The following is a 17,289-nucleotide window of genomic DNA, read 5'->3' as shown; positions in this document are numbered from 1 at the left end:
TATGGCGCTTACCTATGGAATGATTTTGGAAAGTGTTTCTGCGTGGTCACTGATAAAAACGGTTAAACGGACTTTATGCGATGAGTTAGAAGGTTTATCGGATACGTTTTTTCCAAGCACTCGTGAATTCGTAAGATTATGTCGTGATTTGGAAAATAGTCTTTTGACGAAAGCCAATCTAGTACGCAAGGCTGTTTTGAACACCCGTGAAAAAAGGCTGAAAGAAAAGGCAATGAGAGAGAATTCAAGACCACTCACGTTGGTTGAAAAGCAAAAGCTTGAAGGGATTTTAAATGGTCTTGGGGGAACATTGAAAAACATTGCAGGTTAGTAAACTAGTGAAAATTGCTGATCATTTTGTGATTGGATGTGCATTTAAATCGACAAAATGGCACCGTACAGAGCAATTTAAAGATTTTATGATAAAAACCTATCATATAAAACGCTCTGTACGATCAAATTTGAGGCAAATAGACAAATTTGTAAAATTAGGATTAAAGCATGTTCATTTTAAAACATCTATTCTTAAAAAACCGTAAACAGCCCATGCGAAAGAGATTTGCTGCAACGGCACTGGATATGCACTATGGGGGGACGGAGCAGAGGAGTATTTTTACAACCTCTACGAATATGAAGACGGCACAAGAGAGTGTGCAAAGTTTGATGGTGGTCAGTATTACAAAACACCTAAGAATGCGGATTTTAGTACCAAAGCGCAAGTAAAAGCATGGGTTTAGGGTGGTACTATTCCGAAAAACGTTCTCAATTACGAACCTCTTATAGACGAGATAAGCAGAGAGATAAAAAAATATTGACTTTATTCAGAGTATATTGCGTATTGCTCTAAATGCGCTTCTTAAACATTTTACACAAAAGCATAAAAAGCTATTGAATCATGGGCTTTATGTTATATTTTTATATAATATTAGAGAGGGCGTTTTATGCACACAACAAAATTACGTAAAGTTGGAGGATCAATTATACTCTCTATACCGCCTGTATTGATTGATGTTCTTCATCTTACTGAAAATATGCAAGTGGGTTTGGCTATTGACAATGGATAATTGGTTGTGAAACCACAGATATCGCAAAATTACACTCTTGAAGAATTGTTAGCCCAATGTAATCCTTCAGATGATTTTGCGGATAAAGATGTAGAGTGGTTTGATGCTAAACCTGCTGGTAGAGAGCTCTTGTAATGAAGCGAGGTGAAATTTGGTTTGTATCGCTTGACCCAACTTCTGTTTATGAGAAAAAAGGAACGCGTCCTGTACTGATTGTATCACCGGAGGCGTTTAATCGTTTAACAAAACACCCATTGTTTTGCCCATTACGAGTGGAGAAAATTTTGCTAGAACAGCAGATTTTGCTATTTCATTGGTGGGAACAGAGCTGCATACAACAGGTGTGATACGCTGCGACCAACCGCGTGCTTTAGATATAGTAGCGCGTAATGGAAAAAGAATGGAAACTATTCCATATATAATTATGGATGAAGTCTTAGCAAGGTTATCAACATTTCTTACTTGAATTTTTTCTACACTTTTTTATGTTTAAAAACACCAACTTTAGGTAAAAAGTAAAAAAGCATAAGATCATGATTTTTTCTGTTGACAATCGGCTAATCAATTTTTCACAGAATAAAAATCAATAATTGACTAATGATGTCATTAATTATGACTCAAAAGGAGCCATAATGAAAGCTGTCATCACTAAGCCAATGTGTGTTGTTGGCGACAATAAAAGCACTGTTCGATTTGAACCATCAACACCCAATAATCCATTTGTTGAAGTTTCCAATCAAGTCTACGCACGTCTCAAGCGCGCTAATGCTGTAAAACCTTTTATTGGAGTCAAGACAACAGCAAAAACAGACAAGACAGTTGAACAAATTAAGCAGATAAAACAAGAAGCCGTACAAACATCGTCTGAACCAGTGACAGAGGAAATTCCACTCGAACAGCCAAAAGCATCTAAAGCTTCTAAGTCATCAACACCTACCCCAAAAAAGGCTTAGAAGTTGAAGTTAATCATCCACCAAAAATGGTATCTTCAACAGGTAAAAGATACCTTCACAAACCTTCAAGCACCACGCCTTAATTGGGCTCTGCGTAATGCTCTAAACACTGCAGCAAAACAAGTTGAACGCTTTACTGAAAAGCAAGTTGCAGACATCTCATCAGCCCAAATAAAGCGTATAAGAAGAGGTGTTTATATTAAAGAAAAGGCAACAGCAAGGTTTCTTGAGACAGATATCATTGGTTCTGGAACACCGATACCTCTTAAATTTTTTAAAGTAAAAGAACAAAACGTGGCGTGACTTACACAACTGTTTGAAAAAAAACAAATCTTACCCCATGCTTTTATCAAAGGTGAGAGTTTTCCAAAGCGTGTTGAGTTAAAAAAGCTGAATGGTAATGTTTTTCAAAGAGCGGATGGAGATCAATTCCCCATTGCAAAACAAGAGGGACCCTCAACTTCTGAGGTCATGTCAAAGACAGAGATTGCAAGTGCTATTGTAAAAAAGCCAATGAGAGATTAATTGCCAATATACAGAACTAACTTGCTCATCATGAATACGCTGCCAACAAGAAAAGCTAGATTATGTTCTTAAACTTTATCTATATATTCCATATCCTTATGAGTTTAGGAATTACATATTCTTATTGCAATTTTAAAAACAGATTATCACTTATGCTTTGTTTTTTTCATAAAAAAGTCAATAAAATCAATGCAAAATGTACTTCCCAGCGGGTTGGCTTCGTTGCGGGCAGACTAGTGCGAACTATCGCTAGCGACAGAATTTTCAATTTGACTGTACATTGTACACTTAACTCATTGTTGCTACATGCATATAATAGCTTTGTCGGGTATGGTGATGCCATATAACACCCTTCGGGGAAAGGCGTAACGACGGACTAGATGCCGTGTTTTTTAGCGCCCAGCACTCTTTTAGAATGTCATTAAGGAACGTCTAACATCTAAGAATTCTTTATGAATACCATTATTAAAATTACTGAATTATGTGGCAAAAGGCATGACAATATTATGCGTGACATCAAGAAAACGCTTGAAGAACTTAACGCCCTCAAATTTGAGGAGGTTGATTTTGGTGGGCACTACCTTGATAACAAAGGTGAAAGCCGCCCTTGTTATAACCTGCCAAAGCGTGAATGCTTAATTCTTGTTTCTAGTTACAGCACTGCCTTACGAGCAAAGATAATTGACCGTTGGAAAGAGTTGGAAAGACAAGTAGCTATTCCACAAATTGATTACTCCAAACCCGAAGTATTACTTGGCGCCTTAAATCATCTACAAAATCAAATTGAGCAGAAAGACCATGTTATTTCAGAATTAGCACTAAAAGCAAAAGCTTTAGAAGGCTTAAAACGCTCTGATGGTTTGTTTGGTTTGATTGAAGCCGCGAAGATGTTGGAGATAAGACCAAAGGATTTAACAGATTACTTGCGTAAAAATGATTGGGTGTATCGACGTGCTCCGAGTGGTCCATTGTTACCTTAATCAGGATAAAATCAAAAAAGGCTTCATAGACTGTTCTGCCATCACCATTCAAAAACCGGATGGAACAGAAAAGGTGCTGCCTTCAACAAAAATCACACCTAAAGGATTGGCATGTTTGAGAGAACGAATCCATGGAGGTGTGCAATGAAGGTAAATACTAACTTCTTATGCGATTTATGGATGGCATTATCTCAATTTTCTAGACATGAAAATATGAGTGATAAGATTGTACTGCTCTGGTTGACATCATGAGTTTAGTAGAAAAAGCTTTGATTTTAAAACTTCAAGATGAAGTGCCAATCCTTCTTTCGATATCTTTCTCATCTGACGCTCCATAAAAAAAGCCCCACAAAAGTGGGGCTGGATAAAATGATGTTCTAATCAATCTCGCGCTAATTATAATAAAGTGGCTCGCTACATCCACGGGCGCCTATTTTTTCATCTTCTACATAACGAGAATGCGCAAAATTCCGTACAAGATGATCATTGTTAGAGCCACCAGTCCAATCGCCTCCTCCCAACATAACATTTATGTCTACACGTAAACTGCTTCCTTGCTCCCCTGTATGCCATTTAGTCACTGGATAACAACCAGACAAATATTGCCAAACATAACCGCACCATCCTCACAACCGATATGCGAAATCATCCGTCTATTGTTTGTATCAACGTGTCCTCCAGACGTCTTAAGAGAAGGCGCTTGATTGCCGACAATACTGGTTGCTTGATTACTTCCATACATACTTGGCGAGAACTCATCACTCGTCAAAAATCTCTTATTAACAGACCAAAAATCAAAGGCATGATCTGCATAGCTACGATTGGTCGTAATCGGAACACCATATGCCGACTTTGCATTTACACCTGTCCCTGATTGAAGATAAATATCAACCCAAATATTATGCCACGGATTGTAAACCATTCCCTCTGGGTCACTACGTGGACGGTGATTTAAACACCAAACAGAATTAGGCAAAATATCCCCTGCTTGATAACCCGATAAGAGATGACCTTCAATCTCACCAACATCCGCACAAAGCGTATGAAATCCGCCAATCTTTTGAGAATTATCCTCTGTATAGCCATCAGGAGCCGTCGGATTTTGCGAAAGCTTAAGGGCTATCTCATTCGTCTGATCTTTTAGGACGATATATATATAATAATCCTTTCCTGCTTCAATATATTCTTCAAAAGACGCACTTCCACGCACTGGAATGCGGTAAAAGATGGACCTATCCCCATTCTCACCGCCACGATAAAAGCGAAAACACGCCCCTGCATTGATCACAAGACCTTTTCTATTGTGTGAATCGGCTTCCAGAATTCTGTCAGGTTGATTAAAACGCACATTCTCTAAAAAATTAGTGGAAAGAGAACCTACCTTACTTTGAAGTTCAGAAAGACTGTCACTGTTCCTCTGTGCCTTCTCTTGAACTTCTGTCAATGCACTCTTTGCTTCTTCTGCTAACACTTTTGCCTCAGAGGCGGCTGTATTCGCAGAATTTGTCGTTGCTGTCACCGTGTCTAATGAACTCTTGACCTCTCCAAGCCCTTGCTTCGTCGTATCAGCTTCTTCCTTTGCTTGCTCCGCAACACTCTTCGCTTCTTCCGCTGTCGACTTCGCAGTCTCAGCTACTTCCTTGGCTTCTACAACCAAAGGTTCTACCTTACTGCCTTAGCCTGTACTGCTTCACAAATGATCAGATCAAATTCTGGTAAACCGTATTTCTTTTGCGCATCCGCAATCACTTGGATTAATTGGTAAGTAGCAAACACCACGGTCATTGCATTCGCTAAGACTTTATTTGTTTTTTTCAAAGCTTTTGAACATCAGTTGATAGCTGATAGAGCAAGATCTGAAACATCAAGTTCGACAACAGCATCTTTGTTTTTCGATGCTTGCCAACTTATGTATCAGAATACACCGCAAAGGAACGAAACGGCACTTCTGTATAGCGTGTCCATTCTCTTATCGTTTGTGACATCAAAGCTAGGGAAGGCACGAAAAACAAAACACGCTTGCCAGTTCTAGTTATTTGTTCTGCTATCTTAAAGATGGTAAAAATCTTCTCCGTTCCACATGCCACAATAAGTTTGCCACGGTCTGCTTCTTTTAAACCCTTAGAGACTTTCTCATACTTTTGGATTTGTTGAAAAGTTACCCCTAATTGATGCCCTAATTGCTTTTGCGACATTCCCAGCATTGTTCTTTGAAAGCGAATTTTTTGCCTATAGAAATGTCGTTAAAATGTAGCCTTTTGCTTTTCACTCTTAAGCTCCCCCCGCTGAGTGCGAGCACCCTCGCATTAGTATTCCGAGAGCCTGAAAGTACTGAGTTCGAGTGAGCTTTTTTTTACTTTTAGTGCTCATCGCACCTAGACATAGAAAAATATCCCATAATTCCGAGACACCCACAGAGTGGGCTCATTTATGATCGAACTTTAGGGCTTTCAACCCCTACTGATCGCTGCGTAGACGACCAAAATCACTCTTTAAGTAATAAAATCATTTCAGGAAATTGGCAATCAAAATTAAAATAATCTCAAAGACTATAAGATTGGGCACTCTTCAAAAGAGAGCCAATGCGAAGAACTGTCATCATGGTTAGTCATCAACCCACACAATGCTTCTTTTTCAGAAAACGCAAAACGCGATATAAGAAAAAATGTTGTTTGCAAAGTTTTCTCTTGCCTATACAAAGAGAAAATGAAAAATTTGGAGGGCTCCCATGATAAATGACATCTACTGTGTTGGATACAATTATGTTGAACATGTTCATGAACTAGGTAATGTTGTTGAAGATGAACCCGTTATCTTTAGCAAGCCAAAAAGTTCACTCGTTTTAGGCAATGAAATTTATCTCCCTAATTTTTCCAAAGAAATACATTTTGAAACCGAAATTGTGCTCAAAATCTCAAAGGACGCTTTCATGATCATGGAGGAAGAAGCAGAAGAATGCTATGATGCCGTAGCAATAGGTCTTGATCTCACAGCGCGGGATTTGCAAACAAAACTGAAAGAAAAAAAGCTTCCTTGGCTTTTATCGAAAGGATTTAAAGGCGCCGCATACGTCTCTGACTTCATAAACAAGGAAAAAATAAACAACCCAATAACCTTTGCAATGAAGTTAAATGGCGAAACAAGACAAGTTGGCAATACGAAAAATATGATCTTTAACTTTGAGAAGATAATCTCATTTTTAAGTCACTACATTCAGCTAAGACGTGGTGATCTCATATACACAGGCACTCCACAGGGTGTCGGAAAACTTTCTCAGTTTGACAGAATAGAATTGTATCTCGAAAATCAATTAATTTCAGAGCTAAAAGTAAAATGAATCATCAAATACTGACCTTTTTCATTGTTTCATTTTTTTTAGTCATCTCACCGGGGCCGAATATGGCCCTTATCATCGATAATGCAACGAGATTGGGAAGAAAGAACGCATTTGTAAACGTTTTAGGATTGTGTACAGCAACATATGTGCATGGGGCATTTTCCACACCTAGGTGTATCAGCGCTCATTCTCAACAACAAAACGCTGTTTTTTTTAGTAAAACTCATAGGTAGCAGCTATTTATTATACATGGGCTTTAAATCAATTAAATCTGGAATACACAGCTTAAATTCAAAAGAAAGAAGTTCAACGAATGAAAAGCATGCTACGAGTGAAACAAAGCTTTTAACCAGCTATATGGACGGTTTTCTGACACAAATACTAAACCCCAAAGTATCTATATTTTACATAGCAGCTTTTCCAAAATTCTTAGCTTCTGGAGGTAGCATTAAAAAAGGTTTTGAACTTGTCACAATACATTCTTTCAACATCTTTGCATGGTTTACTTTAATGACCATTTTTATATCATTTGCCAGTACCGCCTTAAAAAAGCAGCGAGTAAAAGGCTCGATTAACATTGCGACAGGAACAGTTTTATCTCTGTTTTCTTTTTTCATTTTCTTTGGATAGTTTTATCTTTTGATAACAAATTGTAAAGTTAATAGAGCAATCTTTTCCTGATTCTGTCTCTCACTATGAATAGCTCAATCTCTAACAGAGCTTATACAATCCCCAGTTCTTTTTTTCTTTATATAACTGAATTACGTTGCATTTCTTTATCATACTCTCAAGGACGTTTGTGTAAACTTTGTGTAAACAATGTGAGTTTCTCGCAACATTTTATAAAATGTTACCAATATCTAAACAAAATCCTTATTCATCACTTTTAAAAAAATAAGCTATGATATTCCTCTTTTCGTTTATGAAACAAAAGTAACTTTTTGATTTATGATAGCACCATACAAACAAAAAAATGATTTTAAAAATCATTTTAATTTTCCATTAAAAATTGTTTCTTAAACTAAGATGAGAACTCTCGAGTGCTATTTGAGCAAAAAGTAAAACTCTCACCATTATGAATAATAATAAATAATGCACTGATTACAAATAATAAGTTTCAAAAAATTATAAAAACTCCTGACAACTTTCTGAAATAATTTTAAAAGCCCCACGTCTTTTAATGAACAATTTATTTGTTATTAATAACAAAAAAAGCTCCCTATTCAAATATCTGTTACGTTATTTAAGAGGACAACATTCTCTTTTTTCAAAAGCATATTCCTAAAACATATTCTTTTCTTTATCCACACAAAATCATAAAAAACGTTTTTTTCCTTTACACCTCATTTATATCATGCTTCGATACGAAATAATGCTTTTTTAGTGTAATTTAATCTCAAAATAATTAAAGGGAACCCCCAAAAAATGAGCTACAAACAAAATTTAAAAGATAATTCTCAGAATAAGTTGCAGCGTGGACTACACAACCGACATGTACAACTTATAGCCATTGGTGGTGCTATTGGAACAGGTCTCTTCATGGGGGCAGGAAAAACAATTAGTGTAGCAGGTCCTTCCATCATACTCGTTTATGCTATTATCGGTTTTGCTCTATACTTTGTCATGCGTGCTATGGGAGAATTGTTGCTTTCTAATTCACAATACCGATCTCTTATTGATTTTTCAACCGATATGCTAGGACCGGGAATAGCTTTCTTTGTTGGCTGGAGCTATTGGTTGAGCTGGGTTGTAACTGGAGCTGCTGACATTATTGCCATCATCACTTATATGAACTTTTGGTGGCCAACACTCAATCCATGGTTTACCGTTTTTACCTGCATTAGTGTCTTTTTAATCTTTAACCTCTTTGCCGTGAAACTATTCGGTGAACTTGAATTCTGGTTTGGTCTTATCAAAGTCGTCGCAATTTTAGCATTAATTGTTGTGGGATTTTATATGATCGTTACGGGCTTTACCTCTCCCAATGGTACGGTTGCTTCTCTCAATCACGTATGGAACGATGGCAATATCTTTCCGCGAGGAATGACAGGTTTTTTTGCTGGATTTCAAATTGCCATTTTTTCTTTTGTTGGTATAGAAATTGCTGGAACAACCGCTGCTGAAGTAAAAGAACCTAAAAAAGTTCTCCCCAAAGCAATTAATGCAATACCGGTCCGTATTGTACTCTTTTACATTTTTTCTCTCGCTGTAATTATGTCTGTCACACCTTGGGATCAAATTGTTCCAGATAAAAGCCCCTTTGTCTCGATGTTTTGGCTTGCAGGCATTCCGATAGCTGCTGGCTTGGTAAACTTTGTCGTTATCACCTCAGCTGCCTCTTCAGCAAATAGTGGTATTTTTTCTACCAGCCGTATGATATATGGGCTTGCAACACAAAAAGGTGCCCCTCCAATTTTAGGTAAACTTTCCAGATACCATGTTCCAGCCAATGCTCTATTCTTTTCCTGTTTATGTATTTTAATAGGGTATACAATTGCCTCACTCTCTCCAAGCCTCATAAGTGCTTTTACAATTGTGACAAGCATTTCAGCTATTGCATTTTTATTCGTATGGTCTGTAATTTTGATTAGCTATATTGTGTATCGTCGCAATCGCCCTCATCTACACGCTGAATCCATTTATAAAATGCCAGGAGGTGTTGTCATGTGTGGGATAATTTTAGTTTTCTTTGTTTTCATGCTCTATTTGTTGACATTAGAAGCTGATACTCTACTAGCCTTAAAATATAGTATATTCTGGTTTGTTTTCTTGGGTATAATGTATTTTATGTTTGTAAAGAAAAAAATAACTCAAGGTAACAAATAAAGTCTATACATAAAAACATCTCAAAAAAGGGTAATTTTAATTACCCTTTTTCTACTTAACCTCCTCCCCAAACATCAAAAAACGACGATTCCTACCGGCACCGGTTTGTAAACAATCCGGCTTATTAAGGGGGAATGCTGCTGATCATTTATATGGTTCACCTACATAAGGCTCTATGGGCTAGCCCTGCCCTGAACACTCACCACCCATTCTAAAAATACTTAATGTGTAAAATGTTATATGCTTTATATCACTACTCTACACAACAGTACTTTACTGTATAATAGGATAAGAACGAGCTATTCTGTAAAGAATTCTCTATAAACTTCACTGACATTGTTTACTAATAAAACATGAGATTTTATCTAAAACTTCCCCCCCAAAAAAAATTTATATTCAATTTTTTATCAAAATTAAAAATATAGCTCTAAACAGAATATATCTTAATAGCTATCTGCAATAAAAAAAGATTCTATGAAAATATTTTTCTATTTGTAATAAATTTTAAATATAAATACTTAAAGATAAATTTTAAATATGTTTTTTCATATTTTAAATAATAGTTTAACTACTTAAACTTATTTTCTTTATATATAAAGTTTTATATTTAATAAATTTACAATTTTATTTATATTTTTCTATATATAAAAATCTACATTAATAAATAATTTTAAATATAAAGATATTTATACAATAAATTACTATAAATAAATATACATAAATATAAATTATTATTTATATACAAATAATAATAATATATAATATAAATTATATTATATATTATATATATAACTTATGTATAAAACATAAAAAATCAAAAAAATATAATACAATTTATCTTTTGTTTCTTATATATAAAATAATTATTCCATTAGTTAATAATGTTTTTGCTTTATTCACATATAGTCATAGAAAAAAATTCCTTTACTCCTTAACCATAGCGTGTTCCGATAGAAGGAATTACCTTTTTTAGGGTAATTTTTATTTAAAAATAACTAAGGAGAACTCCCCAAAAATGAACAAACAAAATTTAGAAAAAAAACCTAAGAAGAAATTGCAACGTGGACTACATAACCGACACATACAACTTATAGCCCTTGGTGGAGCGATTGGAACAGGTCTCTTCATGGGATCAGGAAAAACAATCAGTGTAGCAGGCCCCTCAATTCTACTCGTTTATGCAATTATTGGTTGTGCTCTATACTTTGTCATGCGTGCTATGGGAGAGTTATTGCTTTCTAATACACAATACCGATCTTTTATTGACTTCTCAACCGATCTTCTAGGGCCATGTGCCGGATTCTTTATCGGCTGGACATATTGGTTGTGTTGGATTGTCACTGGAACTGCTGAAATTATTGCTATTGTCACTTACACACACTTTTGGTGGCCTGAGCTCAATCCGTGGATTCCTGTTATAATTGGTCTTATGTCCTTTTTAATTCTTAACCTCGTCGCCGTAAAACTATTTGGCGAACTTGAGTTTTGGTTTGGTTTTATCAAAATCGTAGCAATTCTAGTCCTAATCGTTGTAGGATTTTATATGATCTTTACCGGTTTTGTCTCTCCAAACGGTACGGTTGCTTCTCTTAGCCATATATGGAACGGTGGGAATATTTTTCCGCGAGGAATTACAGGCTTTTTTGCTGGATTTCAAATTGTTATTTTTGCTTTTGTTGGCATTGAACTCGCTGGAACAGCTGCTGCTGAAGTAAAAGAGCCTCAAAAAGCTTTACCACAGGCTGTTAATTCAATACCAATCCGCATTGTATTCTTTTATATATTCTCTCTTCTTGTGATTATGTCTGTGACGCCGTGGGATCAAATCAGTCCAGAAAAAAGCCCATTTGTAACAATGTATGCACTTATTGGTATTCCAACTGCTGCAGGTTTGATGAACTTTGTTGTCCTCACAGCTGCCGCATCTTCAGCAAATAGTGGAATTTTTTCTACCAGCCGTATGATATATGGGCTAGCAACACAAAAAGGTGCTCCTAAATTTTTAGGAAAACTTTCTCGTAACCACGTTCCAGCCAACGCATTATTCTTTTCATGTATATGCATCTTATTTGGTTATGCCGTCGTATCGTTATCTCAAACACTCATAGCTGCTTTTACAATTGTTACGACAATTGCCGCAACTTTGTTTATATTTGTATGGTCTATCATTTTGATCAGCTATATCATCTATCGCCGCAATCGTCCTCTCCAGCATACTGTCTCTCCTTATAAAATGCCAGGAGGTGTTGTTATGTGTTGGGCGCTTCTTGTTTTCTTTGCATTCATTATCTATTTACTGTCATTAGAAGCTGACACTGCCATAGCTTTAAAATACACTCCAGCATGGTTCATATTTTTAGGAATTGTATACTTTCTTTTTGGGAAAAAGAATTATGCAAAAAATTAAAAAATAAAGCTTATATTACAAAAAACATATAAAAAAGGGTAACTAAAGTTACCCTTTTTTGATATTTATCTATAAAATTATAAAAGCTATTGACAAAATATCTCTGTAGAATCTTCAATTACGCTCTTTATCAACCAAAGCATTCGATTTTATCCAAGGCATCATAGAACGAAGTTTTTTACCAACTTCTTCAATAGGATGATTATCATTTAAACGCCGCATACTTTTAAAATGAGCAGCACCAGCTTTATATTCTTGAATCCAATTCGATGTAAATTTACCCGTTTGAATATCTTTCAATATACGTTTCATTTCTGCTCTGGTTTTATCCGTAATCACACGTGGACCAGACATATATTCACCCCATTCAGCTGTATTAGAAATCGAATAATTCATATTTGCAATGCCCCCTTCATACATGAGATCAACAATTAGTTTAACCTCATGCAAACACTCAAAATAAGCCATTTCCGGTGCATAACCTGCTTCCGTTAGTGTTTCATAACCTGCTCGAATCAATTCAACAAGACCACCACAAAGAACCGCTTGTTCACCAAAAAGATCAGTTTCGCACTCTTCTTTAAATGTTGTTTCAATCACCCCAGCACGTCCACCACCAAGTCCACATGCATAAGACAATGCTACATTATGTGCATGTCCTGAAGCATCTTGCGCCACCGCTATTAAACAAGGAACACCACAACCCCGTTGGTATTCATTACGAACTGTATGACCTGGACCTTTAGGAGCAATCATCACAATATCAACGTTTTTTTTAGGTTCAATCAAGCCAAAATGAATACTTAAACCATGAGCAAAAGCAATTGCTGCCCCGTCGCGTAAATGATCATGAATATGTTCCTTATAAATATCAGCTTGCAATTCATCTGGTGTTGCCATCATGATGAGATCTGCCCATTTTGCTGCTTCAGCAACACTCACCACTTCAAAACCATCGGCCATAGCCTTTTTAACTGTTTCCGACCCTGAACGCAAAGCTATTTGCACATTTTTAACACCGGAATCTTTCAAGTTTAAAGCGTGCGCACGCCCTTGAGAACCATAACCAACAATGGCTACTTTTTTCCCTTTAATGAGATTAACATCCGCATCACGATCATAATAAACACGCATAAAAAAATTCCTTCTTTCTCTATTTAAACTGGATTTCAGATTATTTTTATTAAATAAGAGACATTATCTTTAGTGCATCACACACTTATAAAGACAAAAAACACCGCTTATAAAAACACAGCAATTGAATAATTTTAAAGTTTACATATTGCATAGAAAAAACTGTAATCCCCAAACATTCCTAAAACATATACAGATCCCCAAATAACTTCAACTGCTATTCTACAAAAATAATAATTACACAAAATAAGATTTCTAAAGAAAATTTAGCTAATATTCTACTCTTCTATCGTGCAACAAAACGCTATATTCTAAAAATTAAGATACAATATACAATTTTTAACATGAACCAAATCAATATGGATAGCAAGAAAAATTACAAAATAACAAGTATTGTTTTAATACAACCTTCAAAAGCATATACAACAATATCTTTAGAATAATAGAGAGGATGTTTTTACTTTTTACGTTCTTTAATATCCACGCTTCTCACGCAAAAAAGAACACCCCCATACGGCCATTATGTTATCCATTTATGGCGCCTTATAAAAAAATTTTAATATGCTCGAGCCCTTTTCAAGAATCCCCTATAATAGTCTAAGATTTATTGCACACCACTCTCTTTACTTCATAAAGCTACAAGTCGATATCATCATTCTATTTAACAGCTCCTATTGCATTAAGCTTACTCATAAGGAGATTTTACGTTATACTATTTACAGATAACCCGAAAATGAGCTCAAATATCAAGAAAATTTGTGTATTGATCCATTAAAATCCTACGCACTCCTTTATAATGGAAATACTTTCAAAACCCTATTTCTTCTCCCTTCAAAGAAATTATAGTAAGTAGATTTGGTAAAATTTCCTCATAATGGATGGTATATCAAAAAGCATTTCATACCCTAAAAAACACAAAAAATAGAAAGCTACCAATAAACAGAGGAAAATAGAATATTTTATAATGTATGCTAATAGTGCTACTTATCTCAAACATGTATAAAATTGTTTTTTAAGATAAATTGACAAACCTCTATAAAAATTTCTCTTCCAATTTTTATAGAGAAAAAAAGATTACGATAATAATCGGATAAAACGCTGAACAGTCTCATGCATTCCATACTCCAACGCATCAGCAATAAGCCCATGGCCAATAGAAACTTCATCAAGCCAAGGAATCTTTTTGACAAGAGCAGGAAGATTCATAATTGTCAGATCATGCCCTGCATTCATACCTAACTGCAACTCTTTTGCTCTTCTTGCTGCTAAAACAAGTTTATTGAGCTCTTGAACTTGTTTTATTTTGTCCTGAAATGCACCACCGTAAGGTCCCGTGTAAAATTCCACACGATCAGCACCCATTGCTTTAGCAATATCAAGACCATCGACAGTAGGGTTAGCAAAAAGGGATACACGAATCTTTCTTTTTTTTAAATTCTGAATAATAGGTGCTAAAAATTCTGCATCATGAGCAAAATTCCAACCATGATCAGACGTTGACTGATCTGGATCATCAGGAACAAGGGTAATCTGATCCGCGTAGTTTTCAGCGATATCTAAAAATTGATCACTGGGATAACCTTCAATATTAAACTCAGCTGTAGGAAAAGCGTTCTTGATTAAACAGTATATATCTGGCAAATCCGCAAAACGAATATGCCTTTCATCAGGGCGTGGATGAACCGTCAAACCTGCTGCTCCAGCAGCAAGCGCTATATGCCCAATATTCGTTATACTTGGCCACGGAAGATTACGTCGATTACGCAAAACAGCAACAGCATTAAGATTAACCGAAAGTTTTACCGCCATGCCCATTTCCATTTTTTTATAGTGTGTAACAAGATAGAAAAAAGGCATTTTCCATCTGAAACTTAGATGATATACATATTTTTTTCTATCGAACAATCATTAAACGTTCTGCTGCGCGCGTAATTCCCGTATAAAGCCAGCGCGCATACATATCACGAAATGCAAAACTTTCATCAAACAAAACGACATTATTCCATTGAGAACCTTGCGCCTTATGAACCGTTAATGCATACCCATAATCAAAATCATCATATCGCTTTTTTAATTGCCATGAAATTTCTTGATCAGGGTTTTCAAACGCTGCTTTTAAAAGTTTAATCTTTGCTACCCCACGCTCACTTTCTTCTGGTTTAACAAGAAGATTAATACTCGGTTTAACTGTCTCCTTCTGTGAAGTCATCACCTTCCATAAAGAGCCATTCAACAAACCTTTAATAGGATCATTTCGCAAACACACCAGCTTATCTCCTGCTTGCGGATAATCTGCTGTAAATTCTTTTAACACACGCAAACGCTGATTATAAAGGTAGCGCGTACGATTAACCCCCACCAATACCTGATCAGCATCCAAAACCAATTGTTGATTGACCTCTTTACGTGTAACAACACAAGCTTCTCCATAGTCACCATAAGCAATATCGCGTCCTTCACGCACGTCCATAGCAAGACGTATAATCGGATTATCTCGCGCTTGCCGATGAATTTCTGAAAGAAGAAAATCTGGTTCTCCACTGGAAAAAAATCCTCCACCTGATATAGGAGGCAATTGGCCTGGATCACCAAGAACAAGAATTGGCGTCCGAAAACTCATTAAATCACGCGCCAATTTTTCATCGACCATCGAACACTCATCAACAATAATGAGTTTAGCTTGTGCAGCAGCACTTCTTCGATTTAATGTAAATGTTGGAGCGATAGACTTTTTTCCTGTTATTTCATCGGAAACTTCCTCTTCACCACGTGGACAATAAATCAGCGAATGAATCGTACAAGCATTGCTTGCACCTTTAGAACGTAAAACCTGCGCCGCCTTCCCTGTAAAAGCAGCAAACTGAACAGAACCATCAACTGTTTCTGCAAAATAGCGCGCAAGCGTCGTCTTACCCGTCCCCGCATAGCCAAAAAGGCGAAAAAGAGGAGAACGCCCTTCCTTCAACCACGCGGCAACAGCCTTCAATGCATTATCCTGTTCCCGTGAAAACTGCATAGCTTACCAACATAAGATTTGCATAAAAAGAGCAGTATTTTGAAAAAAAACGACTATCAAGAAAAAATTTTTTATTAAGAATTGCTGATACACGCCCATCTAACAACTTTCGTAGCACAATTATCAATTATTTACCCATTGCTTTTTCAAGATATTGTAACAATCTAAATTTTATCTATACATCGATCTTCTTGGTAACACTTTATGCGTATCAAATAAAATATCATTTTTTACAACAGTAACACCAACAATGGAAGATGCATATCTTAAATTTAAAATAACACCTCTATACGCTTTTTCTAACCCCAAAATTTAGAATGAGAAAAAGAGCATTGCAATTGCAAAACCCTCACTAGAAAAAATGTCCTTAACAGGATAAGAATAATGTAATTTTTGAACGCTATTTTACACAATCAATCAGCTTTCTTGCACATAAAAAATAAAGTACATCCACTATTACGAAATAATAATAAATATATCAAAAACCTTTTGGCAAAAATAGAAATAGCTCTCAACAAAACGACTTAATCCTATGATGATACACCTATAAGGTTCCTATTTCCCTCTTATCATGATTTTAATAAATTTACTCTTCATGCTACAAATATGTTATATCTCAACGAATAAAGAGAGACATCACGCTTATATGAAGCACGCTTTATCTCGCATAAATATGGAACTTTTTCTGTTTCAACAATAAAATATGGTTCGTAAGTATGGCCTTCTTGGTAGTCTATTATAAGAAAACTGGGACATGGTTTCATGTCCAGCGTAGCACTTCAGGTTCGTCCTCTAGAATATGAGAAAAGCGCAATTCTCCATCGACTGAGTCAAACTTTTTCTTTTTGTCGCAATGTTTTAAAGTTTATAAAAACTAACTGATTAATGCTATTCTTATTGCTAGAAATAACAAGACCTCTTTTTATCTATATAGATAATTGATTTTATATATCTTTTTTAAAGTACGGGACGCGTAAATAAAAGTTAGGGAATAGGATTTTCTAACATTTGTCTACAACAGTAGCATTTTCTTTTCTTTGCGCTTCG

Annotated in this window: 15 protein-coding genes and 4 pseudogenes; 12 read left to right on the top strand and 7 right to left on the bottom strand. The window is 35.8% G+C overall.

Features of this window, described 5'->3' with window-relative positions:
* Position 1 precedes the first annotated feature (1 nt).
* The 8 genes and pseudogenes from ACFILD_RS05030 (at position 2) to ACFILD_RS04995 (ending at position 3,670) form a co-directional block, all read left to right on the top strand.
* Positions 2–331 (top strand): hypothetical protein, encoded by a 330-nt coding sequence (locus ACFILD_RS05030; RefSeq protein WP_375664848.1) that lies wholly within the window; start codon positions 2–4, stop codon positions 329–331.
* Between the two features lie 170 nt (positions 332–501).
* Positions 502–815, top strand: a pseudogene (locus tag ACFILD_RS05025) (hypothetical protein).
* Between the two features lie 126 nt (positions 816–941).
* Complete coding sequence (locus tag ACFILD_RS05020) at positions 942–1,064, top strand: hypothetical protein (RefSeq protein ID WP_375664847.1); 123 nt, start codon at positions 942–944, stop codon at positions 1,062–1,064.
* Between the two features lie 6 nt (positions 1,065–1,070).
* A complete protein-coding gene (locus ACFILD_RS05015) occupies positions 1,071–1,199 on the top strand; it encodes a hypothetical protein (RefSeq protein ID WP_375664846.1) in 129 nt (42 codons plus the stop codon).
* Positions 1,199–1,530 (top strand): annotated as a pseudogene (locus tag ACFILD_RS05010) (type II toxin-antitoxin system PemK/MazF family toxin). Before ACFILD_RS05015 ends, ACFILD_RS05010 begins: the two are co-directional and overlap by 1 nt.
* Before the next feature lie 166 nt (positions 1,531–1,696).
* Positions 1,697–2,017: a hypothetical protein gene (locus ACFILD_RS05005; RefSeq protein WP_375657560.1), complete on the top strand. Its 321-nt coding sequence runs from the start codon at positions 1,697–1,699 to the stop codon at positions 2,015–2,017.
* Between the two features lie 3 nt (positions 2,018–2,020).
* A pseudogene (locus ACFILD_RS05000) lies at positions 2,021–2,562 on the top strand (hypothetical protein).
* A gap of 432 nt (positions 2,563–2,994) precedes the next feature.
* Positions 2,995–3,670 (top strand): annotated as a pseudogene (locus tag ACFILD_RS04995) (phage antirepressor KilAC domain-containing protein).
* 244 nt (positions 3,671–3,914) lie between these two features.
* On the opposite strand, the gene ACFILD_RS04990 reads toward ACFILD_RS04995, so the two are convergent.
* From ACFILD_RS04990 to ACFILD_RS04975, 4 genes are all read right to left on the bottom strand, one after another.
* A complete protein-coding gene (locus tag ACFILD_RS04990) occupies positions 3,915–4,103 on the bottom strand; it encodes a hypothetical protein (RefSeq protein ID WP_375637778.1) in 189 nt (62 codons plus the stop codon).
* Complete coding sequence (locus ACFILD_RS04985; RefSeq protein WP_375664845.1) at positions 4,100–5,179, bottom strand: hypothetical protein; 1,080 nt, start codon at positions 5,177–5,179, stop codon at positions 4,100–4,102. The genes ACFILD_RS04990 and ACFILD_RS04985 overlap by 4 nt, the downstream gene beginning before the upstream one ends.
* A 5-nt stretch (positions 5,180–5,184) precedes the next feature.
* Entirely contained in the window at positions 5,185–5,340 is a 156-nt protein-coding gene (locus tag ACFILD_RS04980; RefSeq protein WP_375664844.1) for a hypothetical protein, read from the bottom strand.
* Between the two features lie 89 nt (positions 5,341–5,429).
* Complete coding sequence (locus tag ACFILD_RS04975; RefSeq protein ID WP_375660026.1) at positions 5,430–5,717, bottom strand: DEAD/DEAH box helicase family protein; 288 nt, start codon at positions 5,715–5,717, stop codon at positions 5,430–5,432.
* A 533-nt stretch (positions 5,718–6,250) separates the two neighbouring features.
* Here ACFILD_RS04975 and ACFILD_RS04970 point away from each other — a divergent pair.
* The 4 genes from ACFILD_RS04970 (at position 6,251) to ACFILD_RS04955 (ending at position 12,092) form a co-directional block, all read left to right on the top strand.
* On the top strand, positions 6,251–6,859 hold the full coding sequence (locus ACFILD_RS04970; RefSeq protein ID WP_375612032.1) for a fumarylacetoacetate hydrolase family protein: 609 nt from the start codon (positions 6,251–6,253) through the stop codon (positions 6,857–6,859).
* A gap of 150 nt (positions 6,860–7,009) precedes the next feature.
* Entirely contained in the window at positions 7,010–7,489 is a 480-nt protein-coding gene (locus tag ACFILD_RS04965) for a LysE family translocator (RefSeq protein WP_375643589.1), read from the top strand.
* Positions 7,490–8,284: 795 nt separating this feature from the next.
* On the top strand, positions 8,285–9,685 hold the full coding sequence (locus ACFILD_RS04960; protein WP_273791432.1) for an amino acid permease: 1,401 nt from the start codon (positions 8,285–8,287) through the stop codon (positions 9,683–9,685).
* Positions 9,686–10,700: 1,015 nt separating this feature from the next.
* Positions 10,701–12,092 (top strand): amino acid permease, encoded by a 1,392-nt coding sequence (locus ACFILD_RS04955; protein ID WP_273790746.1) that lies wholly within the window; start codon positions 10,701–10,703, stop codon positions 12,090–12,092.
* A gap of 114 nt (positions 12,093–12,206) precedes the next feature.
* Here ACFILD_RS04955 and ilvC read toward each other — a convergent pair whose 3' ends face one another.
* The 3 genes from ilvC to ACFILD_RS04940 form a co-directional block, all read right to left on the bottom strand.
* The gene (ilvC, locus tag ACFILD_RS04950) at positions 12,207–13,226 is read right to left on the bottom strand and encodes a ketol-acid reductoisomerase (protein ID WP_375631483.1); all 1,020 of its coding nucleotides are present in this window, start codon (positions 13,224–13,226) and stop codon (positions 12,207–12,209) included.
* A 1,074-nt stretch (positions 13,227–14,300) separates the two neighbouring features.
* On the bottom strand, positions 14,301–15,035 hold the full coding sequence (locus ACFILD_RS04945; protein ID WP_273790748.1) for a pyridoxine 5'-phosphate synthase: 735 nt from the start codon (positions 15,033–15,035) through the stop codon (positions 14,301–14,303).
* A gap of 85 nt (positions 15,036–15,120) precedes the next feature.
* Entirely contained in the window at positions 15,121–16,242 is a 1,122-nt protein-coding gene (locus ACFILD_RS04940; protein WP_273790749.1) for an ATP-dependent RecD-like DNA helicase, read from the bottom strand.
* Positions 16,243–17,289: the final 1,047 nt, after the last annotated feature.

Source organism: Bartonella sp. CL162QHHD (assembly GCF_042195435.1).
Classification (GTDB): domain Bacteria; phylum Pseudomonadota; class Alphaproteobacteria; order Rhizobiales; family Rhizobiaceae; genus Bartonella.
Note: the sequence above shows the minus strand (reverse complement) of the source record. Positions and strands in the feature narration are given on the sequence as shown.

What these genes read in the sequence shown, in the direction of transcription:
- ACFILD_RS05030 (WP_375664848.1), top strand. Translation starts at nt 2, where the DNA reads ATGGCGCTTACCTATGGAATGATTTTGGAAAGTGTTTCTGCGTGGTCA.
- ACFILD_RS05020 (WP_375664847.1), top strand. Translation starts at nt 942, where the DNA reads ATGCACACAACAAAATTACGTAAAGTTGGAGGATCAATTATACTCTCT.
- ACFILD_RS05005 (WP_375657560.1), top strand. Translation starts at nt 1,697, where the DNA reads ATGAAAGCTGTCATCACTAAGCCAATGTGTGTTGTTGGCGACAATAAA.
- ACFILD_RS04975 (WP_375660026.1), bottom strand. Translation starts at nt 5,717, where the DNA reads ATGTCGCAAAAGCAATTAGGGCATCAATTAGGGGTAACTTTTCAACAA.
- ACFILD_RS04970 (WP_375612032.1), top strand. Translation starts at nt 6,251, where the DNA reads ATGATAAATGACATCTACTGTGTTGGATACAATTATGTTGAACATGTT.
- ACFILD_RS04965 (WP_375643589.1), top strand. Translation starts at nt 7,010, where the DNA reads ATGGGGCATTTTCCACACCTAGGTGTATCAGCGCTCATTCTCAACAAC.
- ACFILD_RS04960 (WP_273791432.1), top strand. Translation starts at nt 8,285, where the DNA reads ATGAGCTACAAACAAAATTTAAAAGATAATTCTCAGAATAAGTTGCAG.
- ACFILD_RS04955 (WP_273790746.1), top strand. Translation starts at nt 10,701, where the DNA reads ATGAACAAACAAAATTTAGAAAAAAAACCTAAGAAGAAATTGCAACGT.
- ilvC (WP_375631483.1), bottom strand. Translation starts at nt 13,226, where the DNA reads ATGCGTGTTTATTATGATCGTGATGCGGATGTTAATCTCATTAAAGGG.
- ACFILD_RS04945 (WP_273790748.1), bottom strand. Translation starts at nt 15,035, where the DNA reads ATGGCGGTAAAACTTTCGGTTAATCTTAATGCTGTTGCTGTTTTGCGT.
- ACFILD_RS04940 (WP_273790749.1), bottom strand. Translation starts at nt 16,242, where the DNA reads ATGCAGTTTTCACGGGAACAGGATAATGCATTGAAGGCTGTTGCCGCG.